At 73.1% G+C, this 21,907-nt stretch carries 21 protein-coding genes; 11 read left to right on the plus strand and 10 right to left on the minus strand.

The window, feature by feature from the left end:
- Positions 1-109: 109 nt before the first annotated feature.
- Entirely contained in the window at positions 110-1,090 is a 981-nt protein-coding gene (locus ACFYO5_RS36765) for a DMT family transporter (protein ID WP_388717816.1), read from the plus strand.
- Here the strand turns inward: ACFYO5_RS36765 and hutI are convergent.
- From hutI to hutU, 4 genes are all read right to left on the minus strand, one after another.
- Positions 1,030-2,202, minus strand: a complete 1,173-nt coding sequence (gene hutI, locus ACFYO5_RS36770; RefSeq protein ID WP_388717819.1) for an imidazolonepropionase — start codon at positions 2,200-2,202, stop codon at positions 1,030-1,032. The genes ACFYO5_RS36765 and hutI overlap by 61 nt on opposite strands.
- Positions 2,203-2,261: 59 nt before the next feature.
- Entirely contained in the window at positions 2,262-3,635 is a 1,374-nt protein-coding gene (locus tag ACFYO5_RS36775) for a formimidoylglutamate deiminase (RefSeq protein ID WP_388717822.1), read from the minus strand.
- The gene (locus tag ACFYO5_RS36780) at positions 3,632-4,834 is read right to left on the minus strand and encodes an allantoate amidohydrolase (protein ID WP_388717825.1); all 1,203 of its coding nucleotides are present in this window, start codon (positions 4,832-4,834) and stop codon (positions 3,632-3,634) included. The genes ACFYO5_RS36775 and ACFYO5_RS36780 overlap by 4 nt, the downstream gene beginning before the upstream one ends.
- A 302-nt stretch (positions 4,835-5,136) precedes the next feature.
- Positions 5,137-6,801 carry a urocanate hydratase gene (gene hutU / locus ACFYO5_RS36785; RefSeq protein WP_388717828.1) on the minus strand — a complete coding sequence of 555 codons (1,665 nt, stop codon included), beginning with the start codon at positions 6,799-6,801 and terminating at the stop codon, positions 5,137-5,139.
- 666 nt (positions 6,802-7,467) lie between these two features.
- Between hutU and ACFYO5_RS36790 the strand changes: the two genes are divergently transcribed.
- From ACFYO5_RS36790 to ACFYO5_RS36805, 4 genes are read left to right on the plus strand one after another with little or no spacing between them, the layout of a single operon-like run.
- Positions 7,468-7,869 (plus strand): hypothetical protein, encoded by a 402-nt coding sequence (locus ACFYO5_RS36790; RefSeq protein ID WP_388717831.1) that lies wholly within the window; start codon positions 7,468-7,470, stop codon positions 7,867-7,869.
- Positions 7,866-8,690 (plus strand): transcriptional regulator, encoded by an 825-nt coding sequence (locus tag ACFYO5_RS36795; protein WP_388717834.1) that lies wholly within the window; start codon positions 7,866-7,868, stop codon positions 8,688-8,690. Before ACFYO5_RS36790 ends, ACFYO5_RS36795 begins: the two co-directional genes overlap by 4 nt.
- Positions 8,691-8,724: 34 nt before the next feature.
- Positions 8,725-9,207, plus strand: coding sequence for a roadblock/LC7 domain-containing protein (locus ACFYO5_RS36800; protein WP_388717837.1), 483 nt, complete (start codon positions 8,725-8,727; stop codon positions 9,205-9,207).
- Between the two features lie 19 nt (positions 9,208-9,226).
- Positions 9,227-9,601 carry a hypothetical protein gene (locus ACFYO5_RS36805; RefSeq protein WP_356568617.1) on the plus strand — a complete coding sequence of 125 codons (375 nt, stop codon included), beginning with the start codon at positions 9,227-9,229 and terminating at the stop codon, positions 9,599-9,601.
- Positions 9,602-9,628: 27 nt separating this feature from the next.
- Here ACFYO5_RS36805 and ACFYO5_RS36810 read toward each other — a convergent pair whose 3' ends face one another.
- A complete protein-coding gene (locus ACFYO5_RS36810) occupies positions 9,629-10,213 on the minus strand; it encodes a hypothetical protein (RefSeq protein ID WP_388717840.1) in 585 nt (194 codons plus the stop codon).
- Between the two features lie 164 nt (positions 10,214-10,377).
- Positions 10,378-11,376: a MurR/RpiR family transcriptional regulator gene (locus tag ACFYO5_RS36815; RefSeq protein ID WP_388718080.1), complete on the minus strand. Its 999-nt coding sequence runs from the start codon at positions 11,374-11,376 to the stop codon at positions 10,378-10,380.
- 307 nt (positions 11,377-11,683) lie between these two features.
- On the opposite strand from ACFYO5_RS36815, the gene ACFYO5_RS36820 reads away from it, so the two are divergent.
- Complete coding sequence (locus ACFYO5_RS36820; protein WP_388718083.1) at positions 11,684-12,109, plus strand: hypothetical protein; 426 nt, start codon at positions 11,684-11,686, stop codon at positions 12,107-12,109.
- A 461-nt stretch (positions 12,110-12,570) separates the two neighbouring features.
- On the opposite strand, the gene ACFYO5_RS36825 is transcribed toward ACFYO5_RS36820, so the two are convergent.
- Positions 12,571-13,329 carry an SDR family oxidoreductase gene (locus ACFYO5_RS36825; RefSeq protein ID WP_388717843.1) on the minus strand — a complete coding sequence of 253 codons (759 nt, stop codon included), beginning with the start codon at positions 13,327-13,329 and terminating at the stop codon, positions 12,571-12,573.
- Positions 13,330-13,475: 146 nt separating this feature from the next.
- On the opposite strand from ACFYO5_RS36825, the gene ACFYO5_RS36830 reads away from it, so the two are divergent.
- Complete coding sequence (locus ACFYO5_RS36830) at positions 13,476-14,318, plus strand: helix-turn-helix transcriptional regulator (protein ID WP_388717846.1); 843 nt, start codon at positions 13,476-13,478, stop codon at positions 14,316-14,318.
- A gap of 426 nt (positions 14,319-14,744) precedes the next feature.
- On the opposite strand, the gene ACFYO5_RS36835 is transcribed toward ACFYO5_RS36830, so the two are convergent.
- Positions 14,745-16,133 (minus strand): cystathionine beta-synthase, encoded by a 1,389-nt coding sequence (locus ACFYO5_RS36835; protein ID WP_388717848.1) that lies wholly within the window; start codon positions 16,131-16,133, stop codon positions 14,745-14,747.
- A 151-nt stretch (positions 16,134-16,284) separates the two neighbouring features.
- On the opposite strand from ACFYO5_RS36835, the gene ACFYO5_RS36840 reads away from it, so the two are divergent.
- The 3 genes from ACFYO5_RS36840 (at position 16,285) to ACFYO5_RS36850 (ending at position 19,994) form a co-directional block, all read left to right on the plus strand.
- On the plus strand, positions 16,285-17,304 hold the full coding sequence (locus tag ACFYO5_RS36840) for an SGNH/GDSL hydrolase family protein (RefSeq protein WP_388717851.1): 1,020 nt from the start codon (positions 16,285-16,287) through the stop codon (positions 17,302-17,304).
- A 395-nt stretch (positions 17,305-17,699) separates the two neighbouring features.
- Positions 17,700-18,920, plus strand: a complete 1,221-nt coding sequence (locus ACFYO5_RS36845) for an acetyl-CoA C-acetyltransferase (RefSeq protein WP_388717854.1) — start codon at positions 17,700-17,702, stop codon at positions 18,918-18,920.
- 294 nt (positions 18,921-19,214) lie between these two features.
- Positions 19,215-19,994: a hypothetical protein gene (locus tag ACFYO5_RS36850; RefSeq protein ID WP_388717857.1), complete on the plus strand. Its 780-nt coding sequence runs from the start codon at positions 19,215-19,217 to the stop codon at positions 19,992-19,994.
- Between the two features lie 20 nt (positions 19,995-20,014).
- On the opposite strand, the gene ACFYO5_RS36855 is transcribed toward ACFYO5_RS36850, so the two are convergent.
- On the minus strand, positions 20,015-20,296 hold the full coding sequence (locus ACFYO5_RS36855; protein ID WP_356568738.1) for a hypothetical protein: 282 nt from the start codon (positions 20,294-20,296) through the stop codon (positions 20,015-20,017).
- Between the two features lie 134 nt (positions 20,297-20,430).
- On the opposite strand from ACFYO5_RS36855, the gene ACFYO5_RS36860 reads away from it, so the two are divergent.
- Positions 20,431-20,661 carry a DUF4287 domain-containing protein gene (locus ACFYO5_RS36860; RefSeq protein WP_356568632.1) on the plus strand — a complete coding sequence of 77 codons (231 nt, stop codon included), beginning with the start codon at positions 20,431-20,433 and terminating at the stop codon, positions 20,659-20,661.
- 101 nt (positions 20,662-20,762) lie between these two features.
- Here the strand turns inward: ACFYO5_RS36860 and ACFYO5_RS36865 are convergent, their stop codons facing one another.
- Positions 20,763-21,677: a Bax inhibitor-1/YccA family protein gene (locus ACFYO5_RS36865; RefSeq protein WP_388717860.1), complete on the minus strand. Its 915-nt coding sequence runs from the start codon at positions 21,675-21,677 to the stop codon at positions 20,763-20,765.
- Between the last annotated feature and the right edge of the window lie 230 nt (positions 21,678-21,907).

Here is a 21,907-nt window from a genome sequence, read left to right on the forward strand (position 1 = left end):
GCGGTCGTCCTCATCGTGAGACAAGGCGCTGACCTGGCCCGGTGTCCTCCCTTACCCTGTGCCGACCCTCTGGCCAGCAGTGGGGCCGCCCACTGCCGTGAGGACACCGATGCCCGCTTCCGTCACCCGCCTCGGCCGGCTCGCCGATCTCCCCGTCCTGTTGGTCGCCGTGGTCTGGGGCTCCAGTTACCTCGCCGCGAAGGGCGTGACCACCACGGACACCGTGCTGGCCGTGCTCGTGCTGCGGTTCGCCGTGGTGCTTCCCGTGCTGGTCGTCGTCGGGTGGCGGCGGCTGCGGTCGCTGAGCGGCGCGCAGTTGCGGGGGGCGGGCCTGCTCGGGCTGATCCTGGCGGGGATCTTCCTGCTGGAGACGTACGGGGTGGTGCACACCTCCGCCACGAACGCCGGGCTGATCATCAGTCTGACCATGGTCTTCACGCCGCTCGCGGAGAGCCGGGTGCGCGGGGTGCGGCTGCCTGGGGCGTTCCTGGCGGCGGCGGGGGTGTCGGTGGCGGGCGTGGCGCTGCTGACGCAGGGCGCCGGATTCACCGCTCCGTCCGGGGGCGATCTGCTGATGCTGGGGGCGGCGGTCGTCCGTACCGTGCACGTGCTGGCCATGGCGCGCATGGAGTCCGTGCGGGGCGCGGACGCGCTGTCCCTGACGACCGTCCAACTGGGTGGTGCCGTCGCCGTGTTCGCGGTGCTGGTGGCGATGCCGGGGACGGGCGCGTCGCCGTGGTCCGCCGCGGCCGGCTTCGGCGCCGGGGACTGGGCGGGCCTGGTCTACCTCTCCGTCTTCTGCACCCTGTTCGCGTTCTTCGTGCAGATGTGGGCCGTCCGCCGTACGTCGCCCTCCCGGGTCAGCCTGCTGCTGGGCACCGAGCCGGTGTGGGCGGCGGTCGTGGGCATCGCGCTCGCCGGGGACCGGCCGGGGTGGCCGGGGTTGGCGGGCGCGCTACTCGTCCTCGTCGGTACGGCGTGGGGGCGGTCGGTGGCGGACCGCGGCCGGGCCTCCCTGGACGAGCCCTCTCAGACCACCCGTACGCCCCGTCGCCAGACCCCCGAGACGAGCGGTACGCCCGGGCGGTAGGCCAGGTGGACGTGGCTCGGGGCGTCCAGGAGGGTCAGGTCGGCGTAGGCGCCGGGCGTCAGGCGGCCCACGTCCGTGCGGCGCAGGGCCGCGGCGCCGCCCGCCGTGGCCGACCAGACCGCCTCGTCGGGGGTCATCCCCATGTCCCGCACCGCGAGCGCGACGCAGAACGGCACGGACGACGTGAACGACGAGCCGGGGTTGCAGTCGGTGGAGAGGGCGACGGTGACACCGGCGTCGAGGAGGCGGCGGGCGTCCGGCCACTTCGCCCGGGTGGAGAACTCGGCGCCGGGCAGCAGCGTGGCGACCGTCGCGCTGTTGGCGAGGGCGTCCACGTCGGCGTCGGTGAGGTGGGTGCAGTGGTCCGCGCTGGCCGCGTCGAGTTCGACCGCCAGCTGTACGCCGGGGCCGTGGGAGAGCTGGTTGGCGTGGATGCGGGGGTGCAGGCCCCTGGCCCTGCCGGCGGTGAGGATCGCGCGAGCCTGCTCGCCGTCGAAGGCACCCTTCTCGCAGAAGACGTCGATCCAGCGGGCGTGCGGGGCACAGGCGTCGAGCATCTCGCCGGTGACGAGGGCGACGTAGCCGGCGGGGTCGTCGGCGAAGTCCGGGGGGACGATGTGGGCGCCCAGGTAGGTGACCTCGTCGGTGTGGGCGGCGGCGACGCGCAGGGCGCGGGCCTCGTCGGCGACCGTCAGGCCGTAGCCGGACTTCGTCTCGAAGGTGGTCGTGCCCTGGCGGAGGGCCTCGGCGAGGTAGCGGGTGAGGTTGGCCTCCAGCTCGGCGTCCGTGGCCGCGCGGGTCGCCGCGACCGTCGTACGGATGCCGCCCGCGCTGTAGGCCCGGCCGGACATGCGGGCGTTGAACTCCTGTGTGCGGTCGCCCGCGAAGATTAGGTGGGAGTGGGAGTCGACGAAGCCGGGGAGCACCGCCCGGCCACCGGCGTCGACCCGGTTGTCGGTGGCGGGTGCTTTGCTTGATTCACCGGTCCACGCGACGCGGTCGCCGTCGATGACGACGGCCGCGTCCCGGACCGGACCGAGGGGGGATCCGTCACCGAGGGAGGGGTCGTTCGTGACGAGCGTGGCGATGTTGGTGATGACGGTGCTGCTCATCGTGTCCTCGTGGGCGTCGGCGTGGGCGGAGGCGTCGGTGGGGGCGTCGGTGGGTGGTGTCAGGAGCGCAGGGCCCGGACGGCCCGTGCGAGGGCCTGCGGCACATCCGGTACGAGCGTGTGCGCCCCGTCCCGCACGACGTGCCGCCCGGCGACGACCGTATGCCGTACGTCCGCCGCGCTCGCCGCGAATACGGCCGTCTCGGCGCCCAGCCTGGGCAGCGGGCCCGCTGTCCTGACCGAGTCGAGGGCGATCGTCGTGAAGTCGGCGGCCGTGCCGGTCTCCAGGGTGCCCGCGTCGTCCCGGCCCAGGGCTGCGTGACCGTCGGCGGAGGCGGCCCGCAGCAGGGCCGCGGCCGTCCAGTGGCCGCGGGTGCGGGTGCGCAGCCTCTCGTTCAGCTCCATCGCGCGGGCCTCTTCGAACAGGTCGATCACGGCGTGGCTGTCGGAGCCGAGGGAGAGCGGGGAGCCGGCGCGTTGGAGGGCGACGGCCGGGCCGATGCCGTCGGCGAGGTCCCGTTCCGTCGTCGGGCACATGCACGTGCCGGTGCCGGAGCGGCCGAGGAGGGTGATGTCCTCGGCGGTGAGGTGGGTGTTGTGGACGCCGGTGGTGCGCCGCCCGAGGACGCCGTGCTCGGCGAGGAGCTGCGTCGGGGTGCGGCCGTGGGCCTCGCGGCAGGCGTCGTTCTCGGCGGTCTGCTCGGACAGGTGGACGTGCAGCGGCGCGCCGCGCTCCTCGGCCCAGCGGGCCACGGTCGCCAACTGCCCGGCGGGCACGGCCCGTACGGAGTGGATCGCGGCCCCGATCCGTGCGTGATCCCGTTCCTTGAGAAGTGAACAGCGTTCGGCCCAGGCGTCCGCGTCGCCGTCGGAGAAGCGGAGCTGGTGGGCGTTGGGGGGTTGTCCGAAGCCGGCGGAGAGGTAGGCGGTGTCGAGGAGGGTGATGCGGACACCGGCTTCGGCGGCGGCCTCGATCAGGGCCTCGCCCATCGCGTTGGGGTCGGCGTAGGGGGTGCCGCCGGGCCCGTGGTGCACGTAGTGGAACTCGCCGACGGCCGTGATGCCGGCCAGGGCCATCTCGGCGTACACCGCGCGGGCCAGCTGGTGATAGGTCTCCGGGGTCAGCCGGTCGGCGACCGCGTACATGACCTCGCGCCAGGTCCAGAAGGTTCCGGAGCCGACCTGGACGGTGCCGCGCAGGGCGCGGTGGAAGGCGTGCGAGTGGGCGTTCGCCAAGCCCGGGAGAGTCAGCCCGCGCAGGATCTCGGCGCCGGGCGGCGGAGTGCCGACGCCCGTGCGGACGGCGGTGATCCGGCCGTCCGCGCCCGCGGCGGAGCCGCCTGTCGAGACGGTGAGGGCGACGCCCGGCTCGACGTGGGTGTCGAGCCAGGCGTACTCCAGCCAGTAGGTCCGCGTCCGCTGCGTGGGGGTCACGTGCAGGCCAGCCCTTCCAGTACGTCGGCGAGTGCGAGCACCCCGGCCACGCAGTCGTCCTCGGCCGCGGATTCGGCCGGGGAGTGCGAGACGCCCGTGGGGTTGCGCACGAACAGCATGGCGGTCGGGATGCTCCCGGAGAGGATCCCGGCGTCGTGTCCGGCGCCCGTGCCGAGGACGGGGACCCTGAGGCCGGTGTCCTGGCCCAGGAGGCGGGCGAGTTCGTCGCGCAGGGCGTGGTCGAACTCGACGACGGGCGTGAAGGACTCGCGGACGACGTCCAGGTCGACGCCGTGCGCCGCCGCGTACTCGCGGGCCGCCTTCTCGACGCCGCCGACCACCTGGTCGAGGCTCCCCTGGTCGGCGGCGCGGGAGTCGAGCCAGCCGCGCACCAGGGAGGGGACCGCGTTGACGCCGTTGGGCTCGACCGAGATCTTGCCGAAGGTGGCGACGGCACCGGCCAGCCGTGCCTCACGGCGGGCGGCGAGCACGGTCTCGGCGTACGGCAGCATCGGGTCGCGGCGGTCCACCAGGCGGGTGGTGCCGGCGTGGTTGGCCTCGCCCCGGAAGTCGAACCGCCAGCGGCCGTGCGGCCAGATGGCGCTGGCGATGCCCACCGGGTCGCCGCTGAGGTCGAGGGCGCGGCCCTGCTCGACGTGGAGTTCGACGAAGGCGCCGATCCGGCCGAGCCGCTCCGGGTCCGGGCCGATGGCGTCGGGGTCGTGACCGGCGGCCTCCATGGCCCGCGGGAGGGTGATGCCGTCGCCGTCGGTCAGCCGGTGGGCCTGCTCGACCGTGAGGTGTCCGGCGGTGAGCCGGGAGCCGACACAGGCGAGCCCGAAGCGGGCGCCCTCCTCGTCGCCGAAGTTGACGAGGGCGAGGGGCTTGGCGAAGCGCGCTCCCCTGCGGCGCAGTTCGTCGAGGGCGGCGAAGGACGACACGACGCCGAGCGGTCCGTCGAAGGCGCCCCCGTCGGGCACGGAGTCCAGGTGCGAGCCGGTGACGACGGCGTCCCCGGCGGCGGGGTCGCCGAGCCAGGCCCACTGGTTGCCGTTGCGGTCGACCTCGTGGGCGAGCCCGCGGGCCTCGGCCTGCTCCTTGAACCAGGCCCGGCAGTCGGCGTCGGCGGCCGTCCAGGCGTAGCGGCGGTAGCCGCCCGAGTCGGCGTTCCGGCCGAGGGGACGAAGGTCGCGCCACATCTCGTGGAAGGAACCACCGACGGCGGCGGTCGGCGTGCTTCCGCCGCTGCCACCGGCCACGGCCGGCTCGGACCGCGGGCCGTCCGGCGCCGCGGCCCGTGCGGGTCGTGGGCTGTCCGGCGCTGCGGCCCGTGCGGGTCGCGGACCGTCCGGCGCCGCGGCCCGTGCGGGTCGCGGACCGTCCGGCGCCGCGGGCTGCTGGGGCCGCGGGTCGTCGTTCCGCGCGGTGGAACGGGTGGGCACGGCCGGATCCGCGTCCGGCGACACGGGACCCGCTCCCGGCGGACGGTTGCCGGCGGCCTTCATGTGCCCTCACCCTCGCGCATCGGCACCCGCACGCCCCGCTCGTCCGCGACCGATTCCGCGATGTCGTAGCCGGCGTCCACGTGCCGGATGACGCCCATTGCGGGGTCGTTGGTCAGTACGCGCCGGACCTTCTCGCCGGCCAGCTCGGTGCCGTCGGCCACGGTCACCTGGCCGGCGTGGAGGGAGCGTCCCATGCCGACGCCGCCGCCGTGGTGGATCGACACCCAGGAGGCGCCCGAGGCCACGTTGACCATCGCGTTCAGCAGCGGCCAGTCGGCGATCGCGTCGGAGCCGTCGAGCATGGCCTCCGTCTCGCGGTAGGGCGAGGCGACGGAACCGGAGTCGAGGTGGTCCCGCCCGATGACCAGCGGCGCGGCCAGCTCGCCGCTGGCGACCATGTCGTTGAACCGCTCGCCGGCCTTGTCGCGTTCGCCGTAGCCGAGCCAGCAGATGCGGGCGGGCAGTCCCTGGAAGTGCACGCGCTCACCGGCCAGCTTGATCCAGCGGGCGAGGGACTCGTTCCGGGGGAAGAGGTCGAGCATCGCCTTGTCGGTCTTGGCGATGTCGGCGGGGTCGCCGGACAGGGCGGCCCAGCGGAAGGGGCCCTTGCCCTCGCAGAACAACGGGCGGATGTAGGCGGGGACGAAGCCGGGGAAGGCGAACGCGCGGTCGTATCCGGCCAGTTGGGCCTCGCCGCGGATGGAGTTGCCGTAGTCGAAGACCTCGGCACCGGCGTCGAGGAAGCCGACCATCGCCTCGACGTGCCGGGCCATCGACTCGCGGGCCCGGGTGGTGAAGCCGGCCGGGTCCTTCGCGACGGCGTCGGCAATGTCCTCGAAGGCGACCCCGGTGGGCAGGTAGGCCAGCGGGTCGTGGGCCGAGGTCTGGTCGGTGACGATGTCGATGGGCGCGCTCATCGCGAGGAGCCGCGGGACCAGGTCGGCGGCGTTGCCGAGGACGCCGATGGAGAGGGGCTTGCGCTGGTCACGGGCCTCCACGGCCAGCTGGAGGGCGTGCTCCAGGCTGTCGGCCCTCACGTCCAGGTACCGGTGCTCGATGCGGCGGTCGATGGCGCGCGGGTCGCAGTCGATACAGATCGCCACGCCGTCGTTCATGGTGACGGCGAGCGGCTGGGCGCCGCCCATGCCGCCGAGGCCGGCGGTGAGGGTGATCGTCCCGGCGAGACTGCCGCCGAACTTCTTCGCGGCGACGGCGGCGAAGGTCTCGTAGGTGCCCTGGAGGATGCCCTGGGTGCCGATGTAGATCCAGGAGCCGGCGGTCATCTGGCCGTACATGGTCAGCCCGAGCTGCTCCAGTCGGCGGAACTCCTCCCAGTTCGCCCAGTCGCCGACGAGGTTGGAGTTGGCGATGAGCACGCGCGGCGCCCACTCGTGGGTCTGCATGACGCCGACCGGGCGGCCGGACTGGACGAGCATGGTCTCGTCCTGCTTCAGCGTCCGCAGGGTACGCACCATCGCGTCGAAGGAGCGCCAGTCACGGGCGGCCTTGCCGGTGCCGCCGTAGACGACGAGCTTGTCCGGGTGCTCGGCCACCTCGGGGTCGAGGTTGTTCTGCAACATCCGCAGGGCGGCCTCCTGCTGCCATCCCAGGGCGCTCATTTCCGTGCCGCGCGCTGCTCGGACGGGGCGGGGTCCTGACATGGTCTGCCTCCTGGAAGGTGGGCGATCCCGACGGATTGTTGCAGTGGTTATTCACATCCTGGCCCGCTGAATATGACTAGTCAATACGTGGCGTGCTCGCGGCGGGAGTGGTGGGTGCGGAGCGAGAAGGGGGAGGTTCGCAGCGGGGCCGGCGTGGCGGAGGCCGGCGAGGGGGCGCGGTGAGGCGGAAGCCGATGAGGCGCGGTGAGGCGGAGGCCGGTTGGGCGCGGGTCGGCTAGGCGCAGGTCCGCAGGCGGAAGCGCGCGAAGCGGGGTCGGTGAGGCGGAGGCCGGCACGGCGAGCGCCAGGCAGGGCGGAGGCCGACACCGCGCGGGTCAAGCAGGGCGGAGACCGGTGACGCGAGGGCCGGGACCAGGCGGAGACCGACACGGCGGAGACCGGCGGAGACCGGCCACCGCCGCAGGCCGCGCGCAAGGGATCCGAGGAGCGCGACCCCCGGCCCGCACCACCTCTGACCGCCTGCGCGCCCTGGACGCGCGCCCGACGGCACGGTGTTGAACTGGCGGGGAAACGAGGTCAGTTGACCCACCTTAGTCACCGCCGCGCATGTTCCGCCGGAAAATGCCAGAAGACTCACTCGTCCCGCACACGGTGCGTAGCTTCTTCCTCACTCAGCCGAACGGCAAGGCAGGAGGGGAGCCAACGGTGCCCGGAATCGACGAGTGTCTACTGGAGGCCATGCGGCTGCCCGGAGCCCGGGGAGCCGCGTTGGTCGACTGGACCAGCGGGCTGGCCCTGGGCACGGTCGGGGAGTTTCCGGGCGGTGACCACGAGGCCGCGGCCGCCGAGGCGGCGGAGGTCGCGCGGCTGACGGCGGAGCAGCGGGCGTTCGCGCCCGACGACCGGGGCGAGGGCGAGGCGGCCGCCGATCCGCCGGTCGAGGACCTGATCATCAGCAACCGGGACAGCTACCACGTCCTGCGGTTCGTGCCCACGTCCTTCGACAGCAGCGTGTTCCTGCACGTCTGGCTGGGCCGGTCGGACGGCAACCTCGCACTGGCCAGGATCCGGCTCGGCGAGATGGCCGGACGGCTGGTGCTGGGATGACCGTCGTGGGGACCACTCCGCCGCCCCGGCTGCCGGTGCGGGACCGGACGGCGGGCCGGGAGCGCGCGGGCGGCGCGGTGTCGCCGATGCTGACCCGCCTCGCCGCCGAGCGGGCCACCGGCGTGCTGGAGCGCGAGCGCGGGGCGCTCTACCTGGCCGAGGGCCGGGTGGTGCACGCCGAGAGCCCCTTCGCCCCGGGCCTCGACGTGCTCCTCCTGACCCACGGCACGCTGGAGCCCGGCGTCTGGTGGGAGGCGGTGCAGCGGGCCGGCGAGGAGCGCGGCGCCGCCCGGCTGCTGCTCGACGCCGGCCGTATCGAGCGGGGCGCGCTGGAGGTGTGCCATCTGGGGGCGCTGTACGACGCCGCGTACTTCGCGCTCGCGCCGAGCAGCACACCGGGCCGCTTCCGGTACGGCACCGGTCACTGGTTCGGCGCGCTGCGCCCGGTCCCGGTCGACGCGGTGGAGCGGGAGACGCTGCGCCGCCGCGAGCTGCTGCACCGGCTGTGGCCCGATCCGCTGCCGGACAGCGCGCCGCTGCTGCGGGCCGACCCGGCCGCCGCGCCGCCGCCGTCCGCCCGGCAGCGCGCGGTGCTGGCGCTGGTGGACGGTGTGCGCACGGCGTCGGACATCGCCGGGGAGCTGGGCCGGCCGGCGTTCCCCACGCTGGTGGACGTCCGGCGGCTGGCGGCGGCCGGGCGGCTGACGGCCCAGTTCCCGCCACCCGCCCCACGACCACCGCAGGCCCTCGCCCTGCCGCCCGTCAACGACCCCGACATCACCTTGCTGAAGAGGCTCAGGGATGCGCTGGAGGCCCTTTGAACGGCAGCGACCGCGCGCCGGGAGGAGCAGGCTGATGGCGGCGGAACCCGAGATGCTCGCCGAACTGCGGCGGCTGCGGGCCAGGGTGCCCCAGCTGACCGGGGCGCTCGTGGCCGGTGTGGACGGCCTCGTCCTCGCCCAGGACACGCCCGGCGTGGAGGCGGAGGGTGTGGCCGCGCTCACCGCGACCGCCCTGGCCGTCGCCGTGCGGCTGACGGACACCACCGGCCGGGGCGAGTTCCGCGAACTGCTGGTGCGCGGCGTCCACGGCTACGTGGCGACGTACGCGGCCGGGCGGAGCGCCGTGCTGACGGTCCTCGCCCAGGACCGCGTCAACGTCGGCCGCCTGCACCTGGAGAGCCGCCGGTCCGGCGCCCTCGTCGGCGAGATCGTCGACGCCGCCGAGCGGGCGCGGGCCCCGGCCCCGGCCAGGCCAGCCCCGGCCGCCGTCCGGACCAGGGGCGTCCGCCCGGCCCGACCCACGACCACCGAACCCCGTACCACCACCGAAAGTTGAAGGGAACCGAGGACCAGACATGGCCAACACCGAAACCGCGCTCAAAGAAGCACTCGCCTCCATCGAGGGCGCGACAGGCGTCGCGCTCGTCGACTACACCAGCGGCATGGCGCTGGGCACGCTCGGCGGCGGCAAGACCTTCGACCTGAACGTCGCCGCCGCGGGCAACACCGACGTGGTGCGCTCCAAGATGCGCACCATGGAGCACCTCGGGCTGAAGGCCCAGATCGAGGACATCCTGATCACGCTGTCCGACCAGTACCACCTGATCCGTCTGATCAGCGGGCGTGGCGGCAACGGTCTCTTCCTCTACCTGGTGCTGGACGCCAAGCGGGCCAACCTGGCGATGGCCCGCCACCAGCTGAAGAGGATCGAGGAGGACCTGGAGGTCTGATCCGCCGGGTCCTCCCCGGACCGCGAGCTACACGAGTGCCGCGGTGCGGCGGCGCGCTCCGCCCGGGGCCGCGTCGCCCGCCGCGATGCCCGTACTGCGGTAGGACCTGACCGCCTTGCCGACCGGGCGGCCGCCGTTCTCGGCGAGCCAGTCGACGCGCACCCAGAGCAGCGCTTCCCCGGTCCGTTCCAGCTTGCCGAGCCAGGCGGCCTTGAGCCGCAGCCCCGTGCCGCATCCGGCGAGCAGCAGGCCGGCCGCGGCGGGCACGGCGAACGCGCTGCCCAGCGCGGCGGCGAGGGCGAGCAGCAGCCACCAGCGGTGACCCCGCCGCCAGTCCCGCGCGGTCACCGCGCGGTCCTGGAGCACATCGTGCTTGCTCGCGCGGACCGCGGCGCGGGCGAGTGCGGTGTACCGCTTGCGCCGCGCCAGAAACACCACGGCCGCCGCCACGATGAACAGCGCGGCCCCCGCCAACACCCCGATCCGCCGCCCCGTGATCCCGGGCGGCAGTACGCCGACACCGGCCGCGAACACCCCGCACCACCACAACGGCGCGGCTCCGGCCCGTACGACGACGGCCACCCGAGCCAGTCCCTGACCTCCGCGTGCCACGTTCCGCCTCCTCGTCGCCCGGACGACTCACGTCCGTCCCACGTCCCTTTCTGATCGAGCAGATTAGCGAGCGAACGTGAGACGACAATGAGAACGGCACGAGGAACCGCGAGGAACCGCGAGAGCGCGAGAAGGTTCGAGCGGGTGCGGGAAGGCGGACGGGCTCACTCCACGAACAGGCCCCGCAGCGCCGCCCTGGCGTCGAACTCCTCCAGCCGGGCCTGCGCGTCGGGCAGGTCGTCGCACATCGCCTCCAACAGCACCCGTCCCAGCAGCATCGGGGCGCACGCGGTGTCGAAGGCGAGGCCGGTGCCGACGGCGGCCGGCAGCAGCAGGTCGGAGACCTTGGCGACCGGTGCGAACGCGGAGTCGGCGACCGTGACCACCGTCAGCCCGGCCTCCTTGGCGTAGGCCAGGGTGTCGACGACCTCGCGCGGGTGACGCGGGAGCGCGAAGCACAGCAGCGCGGAGGCGCCCGCGCGTACGGCCGCGTCGACACGGTCGTGGATCATCGTGCCGCCCTCGTGCAGCAGCCGGACGTCGGGGTGGACCTTCGCGGCGAAGTAGGCGAAGCCGTACGCCTGGGAGGCGGCGGCCCGCAGTCCGAGCACGGGCAGTGGTCGGGAGGCCGCGAGCAGCCGCCCAGCCCTGCGCACCGGTCGCGGGTCGGCGAGCACCTCGGCGAGATGCCGGAGATTCTCGATCTCGGCCTCGACGGCCTGCTGGTACTCGTTGTACGACGCCGAGTCCACGCTCTGTTCGGCGGGCGCGACCTCGCGCAGGTGCCGGCGCAGGGCCGGGTAGCCGTCGAAGCCGAGGGCGACCGCGAAGCGGGTGACGGAGGGCTGGCTGACCCCGGCCAGTTCGGCCAGCTCGACGCTGGACAGGAAGGGCACGTCGGCGGCGCGGCGCACCATGCTGTGCGCGATGCGCCGCTGGGTGGGCGTCAGCCGGTGCCCCTCGAACAGGGTGTGGAGCCGGTTGGCGGGGCTGTCGGCGGCACCCGGCCCCAAGCCCGCCACGGGCCCCGCACCCGGACCCGAGCCGGGTCCCGCACCGACGCCCGCGCCCGCACCTGGCCCGGAACCCGCACCGGCGCCCGGTTCCGACCCACCGACCGGTCCCGGCCCCACGTCCGCACCCGCTTGCCTGTCCGCGCCCATGCCCCGCTCCCCCTCCGAACGTCCCTCGACCGGTCCGACCGCCGACGCCGCCGGACGCCCCGGCTCGGGCCGCAGGTCGCGTCGGCGCGGCGCCCGTACGGCGGCGACCGGTTCACAGCCGACGACGAGACGGTACGCGCCGCCGACCCGCCGCGTCTGCCGGGTGGTCATTCACACACCAAGAACTCTGCATGAGGTTATACAGCCGGGCAAGCGGCCGTCCCCCGTACCGACTGGGGGGCTAACCCCAGTGTCCCCGCCGCGTCCGCTGCCTACCGTGGAGGCAATGACGGGACGGGAGACCACGATGGACGCGCAGGACACGGAACTGAAGAAGGAACTCGACGCCACTCTGCACGCCCGCAGGGAGCTGGGCGACGAGTACGAGTCCGCGCTGGTGGACTCGTTCCTGGAGAAGGTCGACCAGCGCATCGACGGCGCGGTCGAGCGCCGGGTGCGCCGGCAGTTCGCGGAGCAGCAGATGGTGTCGGCCCGCGGGAGCCGCTCGTCCGGGGCCACCGACTCCTGGGGCGAGCGCTTCGGCTTCGGGATCGTCTCGCTGGTGCTGGCGATCCCGCTGTCCGCGATCGGCGCGGGCGTGGCGCACCTGCCGGGCCTGATCGTGTCCTGGGTGGGCATCGTGGGCATCAACGTCGTCCAGGCCGCCCGCATCAACCCCGGCCTGTTCGGCCGCCGGGGCGGGTCCGCCCCGAACAGCGACTGGGAGGCCTGACCCACCCCGGCCCGGACCTCGCAGCCCGCCTGGACCACCGGCCGGTCGGCCCACACCGCACCGGACCGCCGACTCCGGCCGGCCGACCTGCATCTGCCGGGCCACAGGTACCGGGACTGCCAGACCTGCGGGGCCACAGGTACCGGGGCTGCCAGACCTGCGGGGCCACAGGTACCGGGGCTGCCAGACCTGCGGGGCCACAGGTACCGGGGCTGCCAGACCTCCAGGCCCGGCCCGGACCCACCGCCTCGGGGCCCACCGCCTCGGGGCCCACCGCCTCGGGGCCCACCGCCTCGGGGCCTGCTAGCTGCCAGACCTGCCGGACCACACGTACGGGGGCCGCCGAACCTGCCCACCAGACCCACCGCCTCCGACCTGCCGGTTCACGCCTGCCGAGTAACGCCTGAGCCCTGCCTGCCAAGCCCCGCCTGCCGGGTAACGCGTCGGCCACGTCGGCCGGTTCACGCCTGCCGGGTCGGCAGCACCATGATCTGGCGCAGGTTGACGTGCCGGGGCCGGCTGGTGGCGTAGGCGACGACGTCGGCCAGTTCCTGGGCCGACAGGCCACCGATGGTCTCGAACATGTCCTGCACCACGCCGGCCAGTTCGGCGTCGACGTGCGAGAGCAGCTCCGTATCGGTGAGTCCCGGCTCGATGTTGGTGACCCGGACGTCCCGCGGGCCGAACTCCGTGCGCAGGGCCTGGGAGAGGTAGGTGACGGCGGCCTTGGTGGCGCCGTACACCGCGTAGTCGGGGAACACCATGTGCGCGGCGACGGACGACACGTTGACCAGGTCGGCGGTGCCGCCCTCGGCGGCGGTGTCGATCAGGTCGGCGGTGAAGGCGCGGATCACCCGCAGGACACCGGTGACGTTGGTGTCGAGCATCCGCTGCCACTCGTCGTCCCGGCCGTCGGCGAGGGGGTGGGCCAGCATGACCCCGGCGTTGTTGACGACCAGGCCGACCCGGCCGTAGGCGTCCCGGACGCGGGCGGCGGCCGCGTCCACCGACGCCTGGTCGGTGACGTCGGCGACCACGGCGAGCGCCTCGCCCCCGTCGGCGCGAATCTTCTCGGCGAGCGCGTCCAGCCGCTCCCCGCGCCGTGCGACCAGCGCGACCCGGGCGCCGTGCGCGGCGAGCAGGACGGCGGTGGCCTCCCCGATGCCACTGGCGGCACCGGTGACGACAGCGGTGCGGCCGGCCAGGTTCTTGTACGACATGTGGTGCTCCTCGGCAGCTCGGCCGGGGCGTTTCCCCGGCGGCAGGCACCACACTGGCCGCCCGCCCCACCGTTACCCAGGGATGCGCTTTTCCTGGGTCTGGCAGAACCAGGTTGGGATCGGACCCCTCACCTAGGATCGAACCCATGGACGGGGATCTCGGAGATTTTCTGCGCTCGCGCCGCGCCCGCATCCGGCCGGAGGAGGTGGGACTGCCCTCGTACGGGCGGCGCCGCGTCCCGGGCCTGCGCCGCGAGGAGGTGGCGCAGCTGGCGGGAGTGAGCGTCGACTACTACATCCGCCTGGAGCAGGGCCGGGGTCCGAGCGTCAGCGACGCCGTCCTGGACGCGATCGCGCGCGTCCTGCGGCTGGACGAGACCGAGCACGTCTATCTGCGCGCGGTGGCCCGCCCCCGCAGGCAGCAGGGCCGCTCGGCCACGCCCGCGCCGCGGGTCCGTCCGGGTGTCCAGGCCCTGCTCGACGGCATGGACCGCACCCCCGCCTTCGTCCTGAACCACCGCATGGACGTCCTGGCGTGGAACGCCCTCGCCGACGCGGTGTTCCAGTACGAGGAGACGGCTCCCCGGGACCGCAACATCGCCCGGCAGGTCTTCCTCGACCCGGCCGCGAGCGGCTACTACCCCGAGTGGCACGCGGTCGCCGCGCAGTGCGTCGCGCATCTGCGGTTGCAGGCCGGCCACCACGCCGACGACCACGGACTTACCTCGCTGGTCGGCGAACTCTCCCTCAAGAGCGAGGACTTCCGCCGCCTGTGGGCGGATCACCCGGTCGCGGAGTGCGCGTACGGCGTGAAGCGGATCCAGCACCCGGTCGCCGGCCTGCTCACCTTCCCGTACGAGACGCTGGGGATCACCGCCGATCCGGAGCAGACCCTGCTCGTGTACACCCCCGAGCCGGGTTCGGAGACGGAGGAGCGGCTGGCGCTGCTGGGGAGTTGGACGTCGGCGGTGGCCGCGGAACGCGCCTGAGACCTGCCCGGGACGGACCGAGGGCATCGGGAGGCGCGAGGAAGGGGTATGCGCGGGGAAGAGGTATGCGCGGGGACCGCCGCACCCCCTTGACGGGGGGCGGGACGACGGCGGTCCCCGCGAGGGACGCGGGCCGGGTCAGGCCAGACCTACGCGTCCATGGCGTCGGTGGAGGTCCGGGAGCCGCTCCGGAGGTCCGTGACGCCGTTTTGGTGCCGGTGGGGCGGGGAGCCGCTCCCGCCCTGCCGACATCCACAAATATGCCGGACGCGTGTTAAGCGTGTGCTGCGTGGACGTGACGCGCCGGTACCACTTCCGCGAAGTCCGCTCCGAAGTCCACCTTTTCGGTAGGCAAACGGAAGTCCGCCGTCGCCGGGGACGGTTCACCGCAGGTTTCCCCGGTGTTCCGCCCCCGGACGCCGGAAGCTACTTCCCGCCCTTGGCCAGGAAGGCCAGCAGGTCCTGTCGGCTGACGACCCCGGTCGGCTTGCCCTCGACGAGCACGATCGCCGCGTCCGCCGTGCCCAGGACCGACATCAGGTCGCCGACCGGCTCACCGGAGCCGACCTGCGGCAGCGGGGCGGACATGTGCTTCTCCAGCGGGTCCTCCAGCGAGGCCCGCTTGCTGAACAGGGCGTCCAGCAGCTCGCGTTCGACGACGGAGCCGACGACCTCGGCCGCCATCACGTCCGGGTGGCCGGCGCCGGGCTTGACGACCGGCATCTGCGAGACGCCGTACTCGCGCAGGACCTCGATGGCCTGGCCGACGGTCTCCTCGGGGTGCATGTGGACGAGGGACGGCATGGCGCCGTGCTGCTTGTCGCTGAGCACGTCGGCGACGCGGGCGCTGGGGCCCTCGTCCTCCAGGAAGCCGTAGTCGGCCATCCACTCGTCGTTGAAGATCTTGCTCAGGTAACCGCGGCCGCTGTCGGGCAGCAGCACGACGACGACGTCGTCCGGGCCGAGCCGCTCGGCGACGCGCAGGGCGGCCACGACGGCCATGCCGCAGGAGCCGCCGACGAGCAGGCCCTCCTCCTTCGCCAGCCGACGGGTCATCTGGAAGGAGTCCTTGTCGGACACGGCGACGATCTCGTCGGCGACGGTCCGGTCGTAGGCGGTCGGCCAGAAGTCCTCACCGACACCCTCGACGAGGTACGGCCGTCCGGAGCCGCCCGAGTACACGGACCCCTCGGGGTCGGCGCCGACGACCCGGACGCGGCCCTCGCTGGCGTCCTTGAGGTATCGGCCGGTGCCGGAGATGGTGCCGCCGGTACCCACGCCGGTCACGAAGTGGGTGATCTTCCCCTCCGTCTGCTCCCACAGCTCGGGGCCGGTCGAGTGGTAGTGGGAGAGCGGGTTGTGGGGGTTGGAGTACTGGTCGGGCTTCCACGCGCCGGGCGTCTCACGGACCAGCCGGTCGGAGACGTTGTAGTAGGAGTCCGGGTGCTCGGGGTCCACGGCGGTCGGGCAGACGACGACCTCGGCGCCGTACGCCCGCAGCACGTTGATCTTGTCGGTGCTCACCTTGTCGGGGCACACGAAGATGCACTTGTACCCCTTCTGCTGCGCCACGATGGCGAGGCCGACGCCGGTGTTTCCGCTGGTCGGCTCGACGATCGTGCCCCCGGGCTTGAGCGCTCCGCTCTCCTCCGCGGCCTCGATCATCCGCACGGCGATGCGGTCCTTCACGGAGCCGCCCGGGTTGAAGTACTCCACCTTGGCCAGGACGGTCGCCCGGATGCCCGTGGTCACGCTGTTGAGCTTCACCAGCGGGGTGTTGCCGACGAGGCTGATCATCGAGTCGTGGAATTGCACCGTTGTCTCCGGTTGCTTGCAAAAAACAGTGGTCGTAGTGGTCACGCCAGCCTACGACCCCGGCCGGGACGTTCACTCCCCGTGGAGATTGGCCGACGGTGCGTACGGGGCAAGGAGTGGGTGTACGGACACGAGGAGGTGGCGGCGGAGCATGACGAGCATGTCCAGGGCGAGAGTGGCCCGACGCATCGCGGCCGGGGCGGCCTACGGCGGCGGCGGCATCGGACTGGCCGGAGCGGCGGCCGTCGGACTGGTACTGGCGGAGATGCGGCTGGCCCGGCGCCAGGTCGGCAACGGCGCCCACCCGCACGTCCCCCAGGCGGACGGCCGCTACGGCCGCGCCTACGACACCCCCGGGCCCGGCGTGGAGCCCCTGCGCCTGACGCTGCTGGGTGATTCCACGGCGGCGGGCCAGGGCGTGCACCGGTCCGGGCAGACGCCGGGCGCACTGCTGGCCTCGGGGCTCGCGGCGGTCGCCGAGCGACCGGTGGACCTGCGCAACGTGGCGCTGCCCGGCGCCCGGTCCGACGACCTCGACCGCCAGGTCGCGCTCGCCCTCGGCGACTCCGCCGCCGTGCCCGACGTCTGCGTGATCATGATCGGCGCGAACGACGTCACCCACCGCATGCCCCCGACCCGCTCGGTACGTCACCTTGCGGCGGCGGTACGGCGGCTGCGCACGGCCGGCGCGGAGGTGGTCGTCGGCACCTGCCCCGACCTGGGCACGATCGAGCCGGTCGGGCAGCCCCTGCGGTGGCTGGCCAGACGGGCCTCCCGCCAGCTGGCGGCCGCGCAGACCATCGGCGTCGTCGAGCAGGGCGGCCGCACGGTGTCGCTGGGCGACCTGCTGGGCCCCGAGTTCGAGGCCAACCCCGGCGAGCTGTTCGGCCCCGACCACTACCACCCCTCGGCGGAGGGCTACGCCACGGCGGCGATGGCGGTCCTGCCGACGGTCTGCGCCGCGCTGGGCCTGTGGCCGGCGGACGAGGAGCGCCCCGACGTCTCCCGCCGCGAGGGCTTCCTCCCGGTCGCCCGGGCGGCGGCGGAGGCGGCGGAGGAGGCGGGCACCGAGGTCACCGCGGCGATGCCGACGGGGCCGCGGGGACCCTGGGCCCTCCTCAAGAGGCGCCGCCGCCGGCGCGTCACGGAGCCGGAACGGATCCCGCAGTAGCCGCCCGGGGCGCGCGGCCCCCGCCCCGGGCCATGCGCACCGGCCACGGGACGCGGCGGGACGCGCACGGAAGCCCCTTCCGGGGGAGGTCGAGCGCGTGCGGAGGCGGGTGCCCCCTTCTGGAGGACTTCGAGCGCGCGGGGGCGGGTGCCCCCTTCCGGGGGACTTCGAGCGCGCGGGGGCGGGCGCCCCCTCCCCGGGAGTTCGAGCGCGCGGGGGTCCGTGGGCGGCGTCTTCCGGGTTCGGATTGGGAAAGAGGCCGCGAGGCGAAAAAAGCAAGCGCTTAGAAAACTGCGGCCAGGGTCACACCACGACACCAGTGACCTGGGCCATACGTACGGGTAACTTCCAGACCAGCCCCGCAGGAAACCACCCCGTAAGCCAATGGAGCCGTGATGCCCGAAGCCGTCATCGTCTCGACCGCCCGCTCCCCCATCGGCCGCGCGTTCAAGGGCTCCCTCAAGGACCTGCGCCCGGACGACCTGACCGCCACCATCATCCAGGCCGCCCTCGCGAAGGTCCCCGAGCTGGACCCGAGGGACATCGACGACCTGATGCTCGGCTGCGGCCTCCCCGGCGGCGAGCAGGGCAACAACCTCGGCCGCATCGTCGCCGTCCAGATGGGCATGGACCACCTGCCCGGCTGCACGGTCACCCGCTACTGTTCCTCGTCGCTGCAGACGAGCCGCATGGCGCTGCACGCCATCAAGGCCGGTGAGGGCGACGTCTTCATCTCGGCCGGCGTCGAGACCGTCTCCCGGTTCGTGAAGGGCAACTCCGACAGCCTGCCCGACACGCACAACCCGTTCTTCGCCGAGGCGGAGGCGCGCACCGCGGCCGTCGCCGAGCAGGCGGGCGCCACCTGGCACGACCCGCGGGAGGACGGCGTCGTCCCGGACGCCTACATCTCGATGGGTCAGACCGCCGAGAACCTGGCCCGCCTCAAGGGCGTCACCCGCCAGGACATGGACGAGTTCGGCGTCCGCTCGCAGAACCTCGCCGAGGAAGCCGTCAAGAACGGCTTCTGGGAGCGGGAGATCACTCCGGTCACCACCCCCGACGGCACGGTGGTCAGCAAGGACGACGGCCCGCGGGCGGGCGTGACGATGGAGGGCGTGGCCGGCCTGAAGCCGGTCTTCCGCCCCGACGGCATGGTCACCGCCGCCAACTGCTGCCCCCTCAACGACGGCGCCGCCGCGCTCGTGATCATGAGCGACACGAAGGCCCGCGAACTGGGTCTCACCCCGCTCGCCCGCATCGTGTCCACCGGTGTCTCCGGCCTCTCCCCCGAGATCATGGGCCTCGGCCCGGTGGAGGCGAGCAAGCAGGCCCTGCGCCGGGCCGGCCTCACCGTCGACGACATCGACCTGGTCGAGATCAACGAGGCGTTCGCCGCCCAGGTGATCCCCTCCTACCGCGACCTCGGCATCCCGCTGGAGAAGCTGAACGTCAACGGCGGCGCGATCGCCGTGGGCCACCCCTTCGGCATGACCGGCGCCCGCATCACCGGCACGCTCATCAACTCCCTCCAGTTCCACGACAAGCAGTTCGGTCTGGAGACGATGTGCGTCGGCGGCGGCCAGGGCATGGCGATGGTCGTCGAGCGCCTCAGCTGAGCCGTACGGGAGGCCTGTCGGTGACCTCTCGGTAACCGCCTTAGCACCCAACGTGAGCCGTCGGCCCGGAGTCTGGGAAACACCTGGATTCCGGGCCGTTTTGTGATCGAATCTCCCTCAGGATGTGACCTATCTCCCTCTCCGGAGGGATTCACGCAGCTCAGAGCCGTTTCGGCACGTGAGGCAGGATCAAATCTCCTGCCCGTTTCGTGACGTTACGCACTGACAGCTGGATAGTCCGCCCTTCAAGCTGATGTAGGAAGTCGGGGGTCGACTTGAACCGGGAGTACGTCAGTGAGCGCCATGCCGATCGCCTTGCTGGTCACCACGGCCGCCACGGGCGCCGTGGGGGTCGCCGTCCTGCGCACCGTGCTACAGCTGCGCCGTCAGGTCGCGGCGCTGCACACGCAGCTCGCCGAGACCGCCGCCGGGACGCGCGGCTTCGTTCCGGCGGCCCGCGCCACGGCCGACACGGATGAGATACGCGCGGCGGTGGCCGAGGCCCTCGCCGAGGAGCGGGAGCGGGAGCTGGCCGAGGCGCGTGCCTTCTGGGCCGCGCAGGAGGCCCGTGACGTCACCGACGCGCCCTCGCTGCTGGGTCTTCCGGACGGCGAGCTGTTCCTGCCCCGGCAGGCCGACTTCGTGGGCCTGGAGCCGGTGACCGAGCCGCCCGCGGACGCCGACGAGTTCGCCGGCGACTCCCCCGAACTGGCCGCGGCCCGCCGCCGTCACCCCTCCCACCCGGACTTCGTACCGGTCCAGTCACCGATCGTGAACGACCACGAGCGCACGGTGTCCGCGCTGGAGGAACTCGCCGCCGCCCGCGTCGAGCTGACCGATGTGCGACCCGGCCCGCTCGGCACGCTCGACGTCTACGTCTTCGCCGACGGCACCACCCTGTGCATGACCCCGGGCCACCGGGAGACCGCGGACCGCCTCGCGCGGGCCCTCGCGGCCGGCGAGACGCCGTACCTGCTGGGCGGTTCGGGCATCTCGGGCGCCTACACCCTGACCTTCGCCTGCGGCGAGGAGAGCGTCTACATCCTGGCGGACCGGGTCATAGCGAGCCTCTGAGACGCCGCGCGCGGATCCCGTCAGACCCCGGCCCGCTTCCGCGCCTCCCCCACCAACCGCACGGCCTCGTCGACCTGGCCCTCGTCCGTGAGGACGAGGGCCAAATCGTGCACGGCCACGGTGATCTGGTCGGCGGCGGCGAACATCCCGGCGTCGGGCATCTCCCGGGGCACCGCGCCGGGCGCCTCCGCGAGCTGAGCGCGCCGCGCGAACTCCCTGGCCAGGCCCAGCGCCTCCGCCGCGGCGCCCCGCTGGAGCCGACTCTGCGGCGCCGCCCGCAGCCGGTCGGCGAAGTGATCCACAGCCTGCGTCAGACGCTTCGTATCCACCACGCCGCGAGCGTACGCGCCGTACCGGGACTGTTGCCAACGGGCGAACGCTCAGGCACGGTGACCTGAAGGACCGGCTTACATCCCCTTTGCGTCCGGAGGCGCCGATGTCCCACGTCCTCTCCGAGGAGACCCACCGCAACATGCTCGCCCGCATCCCCCACTGCACCGGTCGTGAAGTCGCCGACTGGCTCCGCACCGTCGACGAGGGCCCCTCCCTCTTCCGCTTCGAGGAGAAGGTGAGCTGGCTCCGCCACGAGCACAACCTCGCGTACGGCCACGCGAAGGCGATCGTCCACGAGTACGACCTGAGGAGGGCCGCGCGCAAACTCCTGTAGCGCGCCCGCACGACACCGCACCGGACCCGTACACGCCGAAGGGCCCCGGGGTGACCCGGGGCCCTTCGTGGCGTCGGCGCGTCGGCGCCGAGGCGCTCGCGCTAGTCGCTGCTGTTGAGGATGGACAGGAGTCGCAGGAACTCCATGTAGATCCACACCAGGGTCAGCGTGAGGCCGAAGGCGGCGAGCCAGGCCTCCTCGCGCGGGGCGCCGTAGGCGATGCCGTCCTCGACCTGCTTGAAGTCCAGGGCGAGGAAGCAGGCACCGAGGATGATGCCGATGACACCGAAGACGATGCCGAGGCCGCCGCTCCGGAAGCCGAGGCCGTCACCGCCGCCGAAGACGCTGAACAGCAGGTTCACCGCCATCAGCAGGACGAAGCCGAGCGCGGCCGCCATCACGAAGCCGTAGAAGCGGCGGTTGACGCGGATCCAGCCCGCCTTGTACGCCACGAGCACGCCGGCGAAGACCGCCATCGTGCCGAGCACGGCCTGGGCGACGACTCCGTCCGCGATGTACGTGGACACCGCGCTGGAGATCACGCCGAGGAAGACGCCCTCGAGGGCGGCGTACGACAGGATCAGCGCGGGCATCGGGCGGCGCTTGAAGGACTGGACGAGCGCCAGCACCATCGCGATCAGGCCGGCCCCGACGCCGATGGCGTAGGACTTGTTGAGGTTCGCCTCGTCGACGGGCAGCAGCAGCCAGGACAGGACCGCGGTGACGACCACGGTGCCGAGCGTGGTCGCGGTGCGCGCGACGACGTCGTCCATGGTCATGACGCCACCGGTGGTGACCGGGGCCTGCGGTGCGCCGTACTGGCCGTCCTGCTGGGCGTAGGGGTTCTGCGCGTAGGGGTTGCCGGTCGGCTGGGCGGACGCGCCGCCCTGCGCGTACGGGTTGCCCTGCTGCGTGCCGACAGCGGGACCCCCGGCCTGCGGCGCGGCGTTGAAGCCCGCGTAGCCGTTGTCGCGGCTGAACCCCCGTCGCGAGAAGACCGGGTTTCTGCTCCTCATTGCACTCCTCCATGGCCGCACAGCGCGGCCTTGGCTCAAGAGTAATAGGTAGGCAAAGGATTGACCCTAGTGCTTGGGGAGGATCTTTCCCTTGTCATGGTGCGCAACACGCTATGTCGATCTCTGATTCCCGGAGGTGGGGGGTCTCATTCATGACCAACCCGGTACCCGTCCGGAACCGGTCGGTGACCACCCGCTGACGCCGCCCCTACATCGGTCCTACGTCCGCC

This window comes from Streptomyces sp. NPDC006259 (assembly GCF_042870975.1).
In the GTDB taxonomy this organism is placed as follows: domain Bacteria; phylum Actinomycetota; class Actinomycetes; order Streptomycetales; family Streptomycetaceae; genus Streptomyces.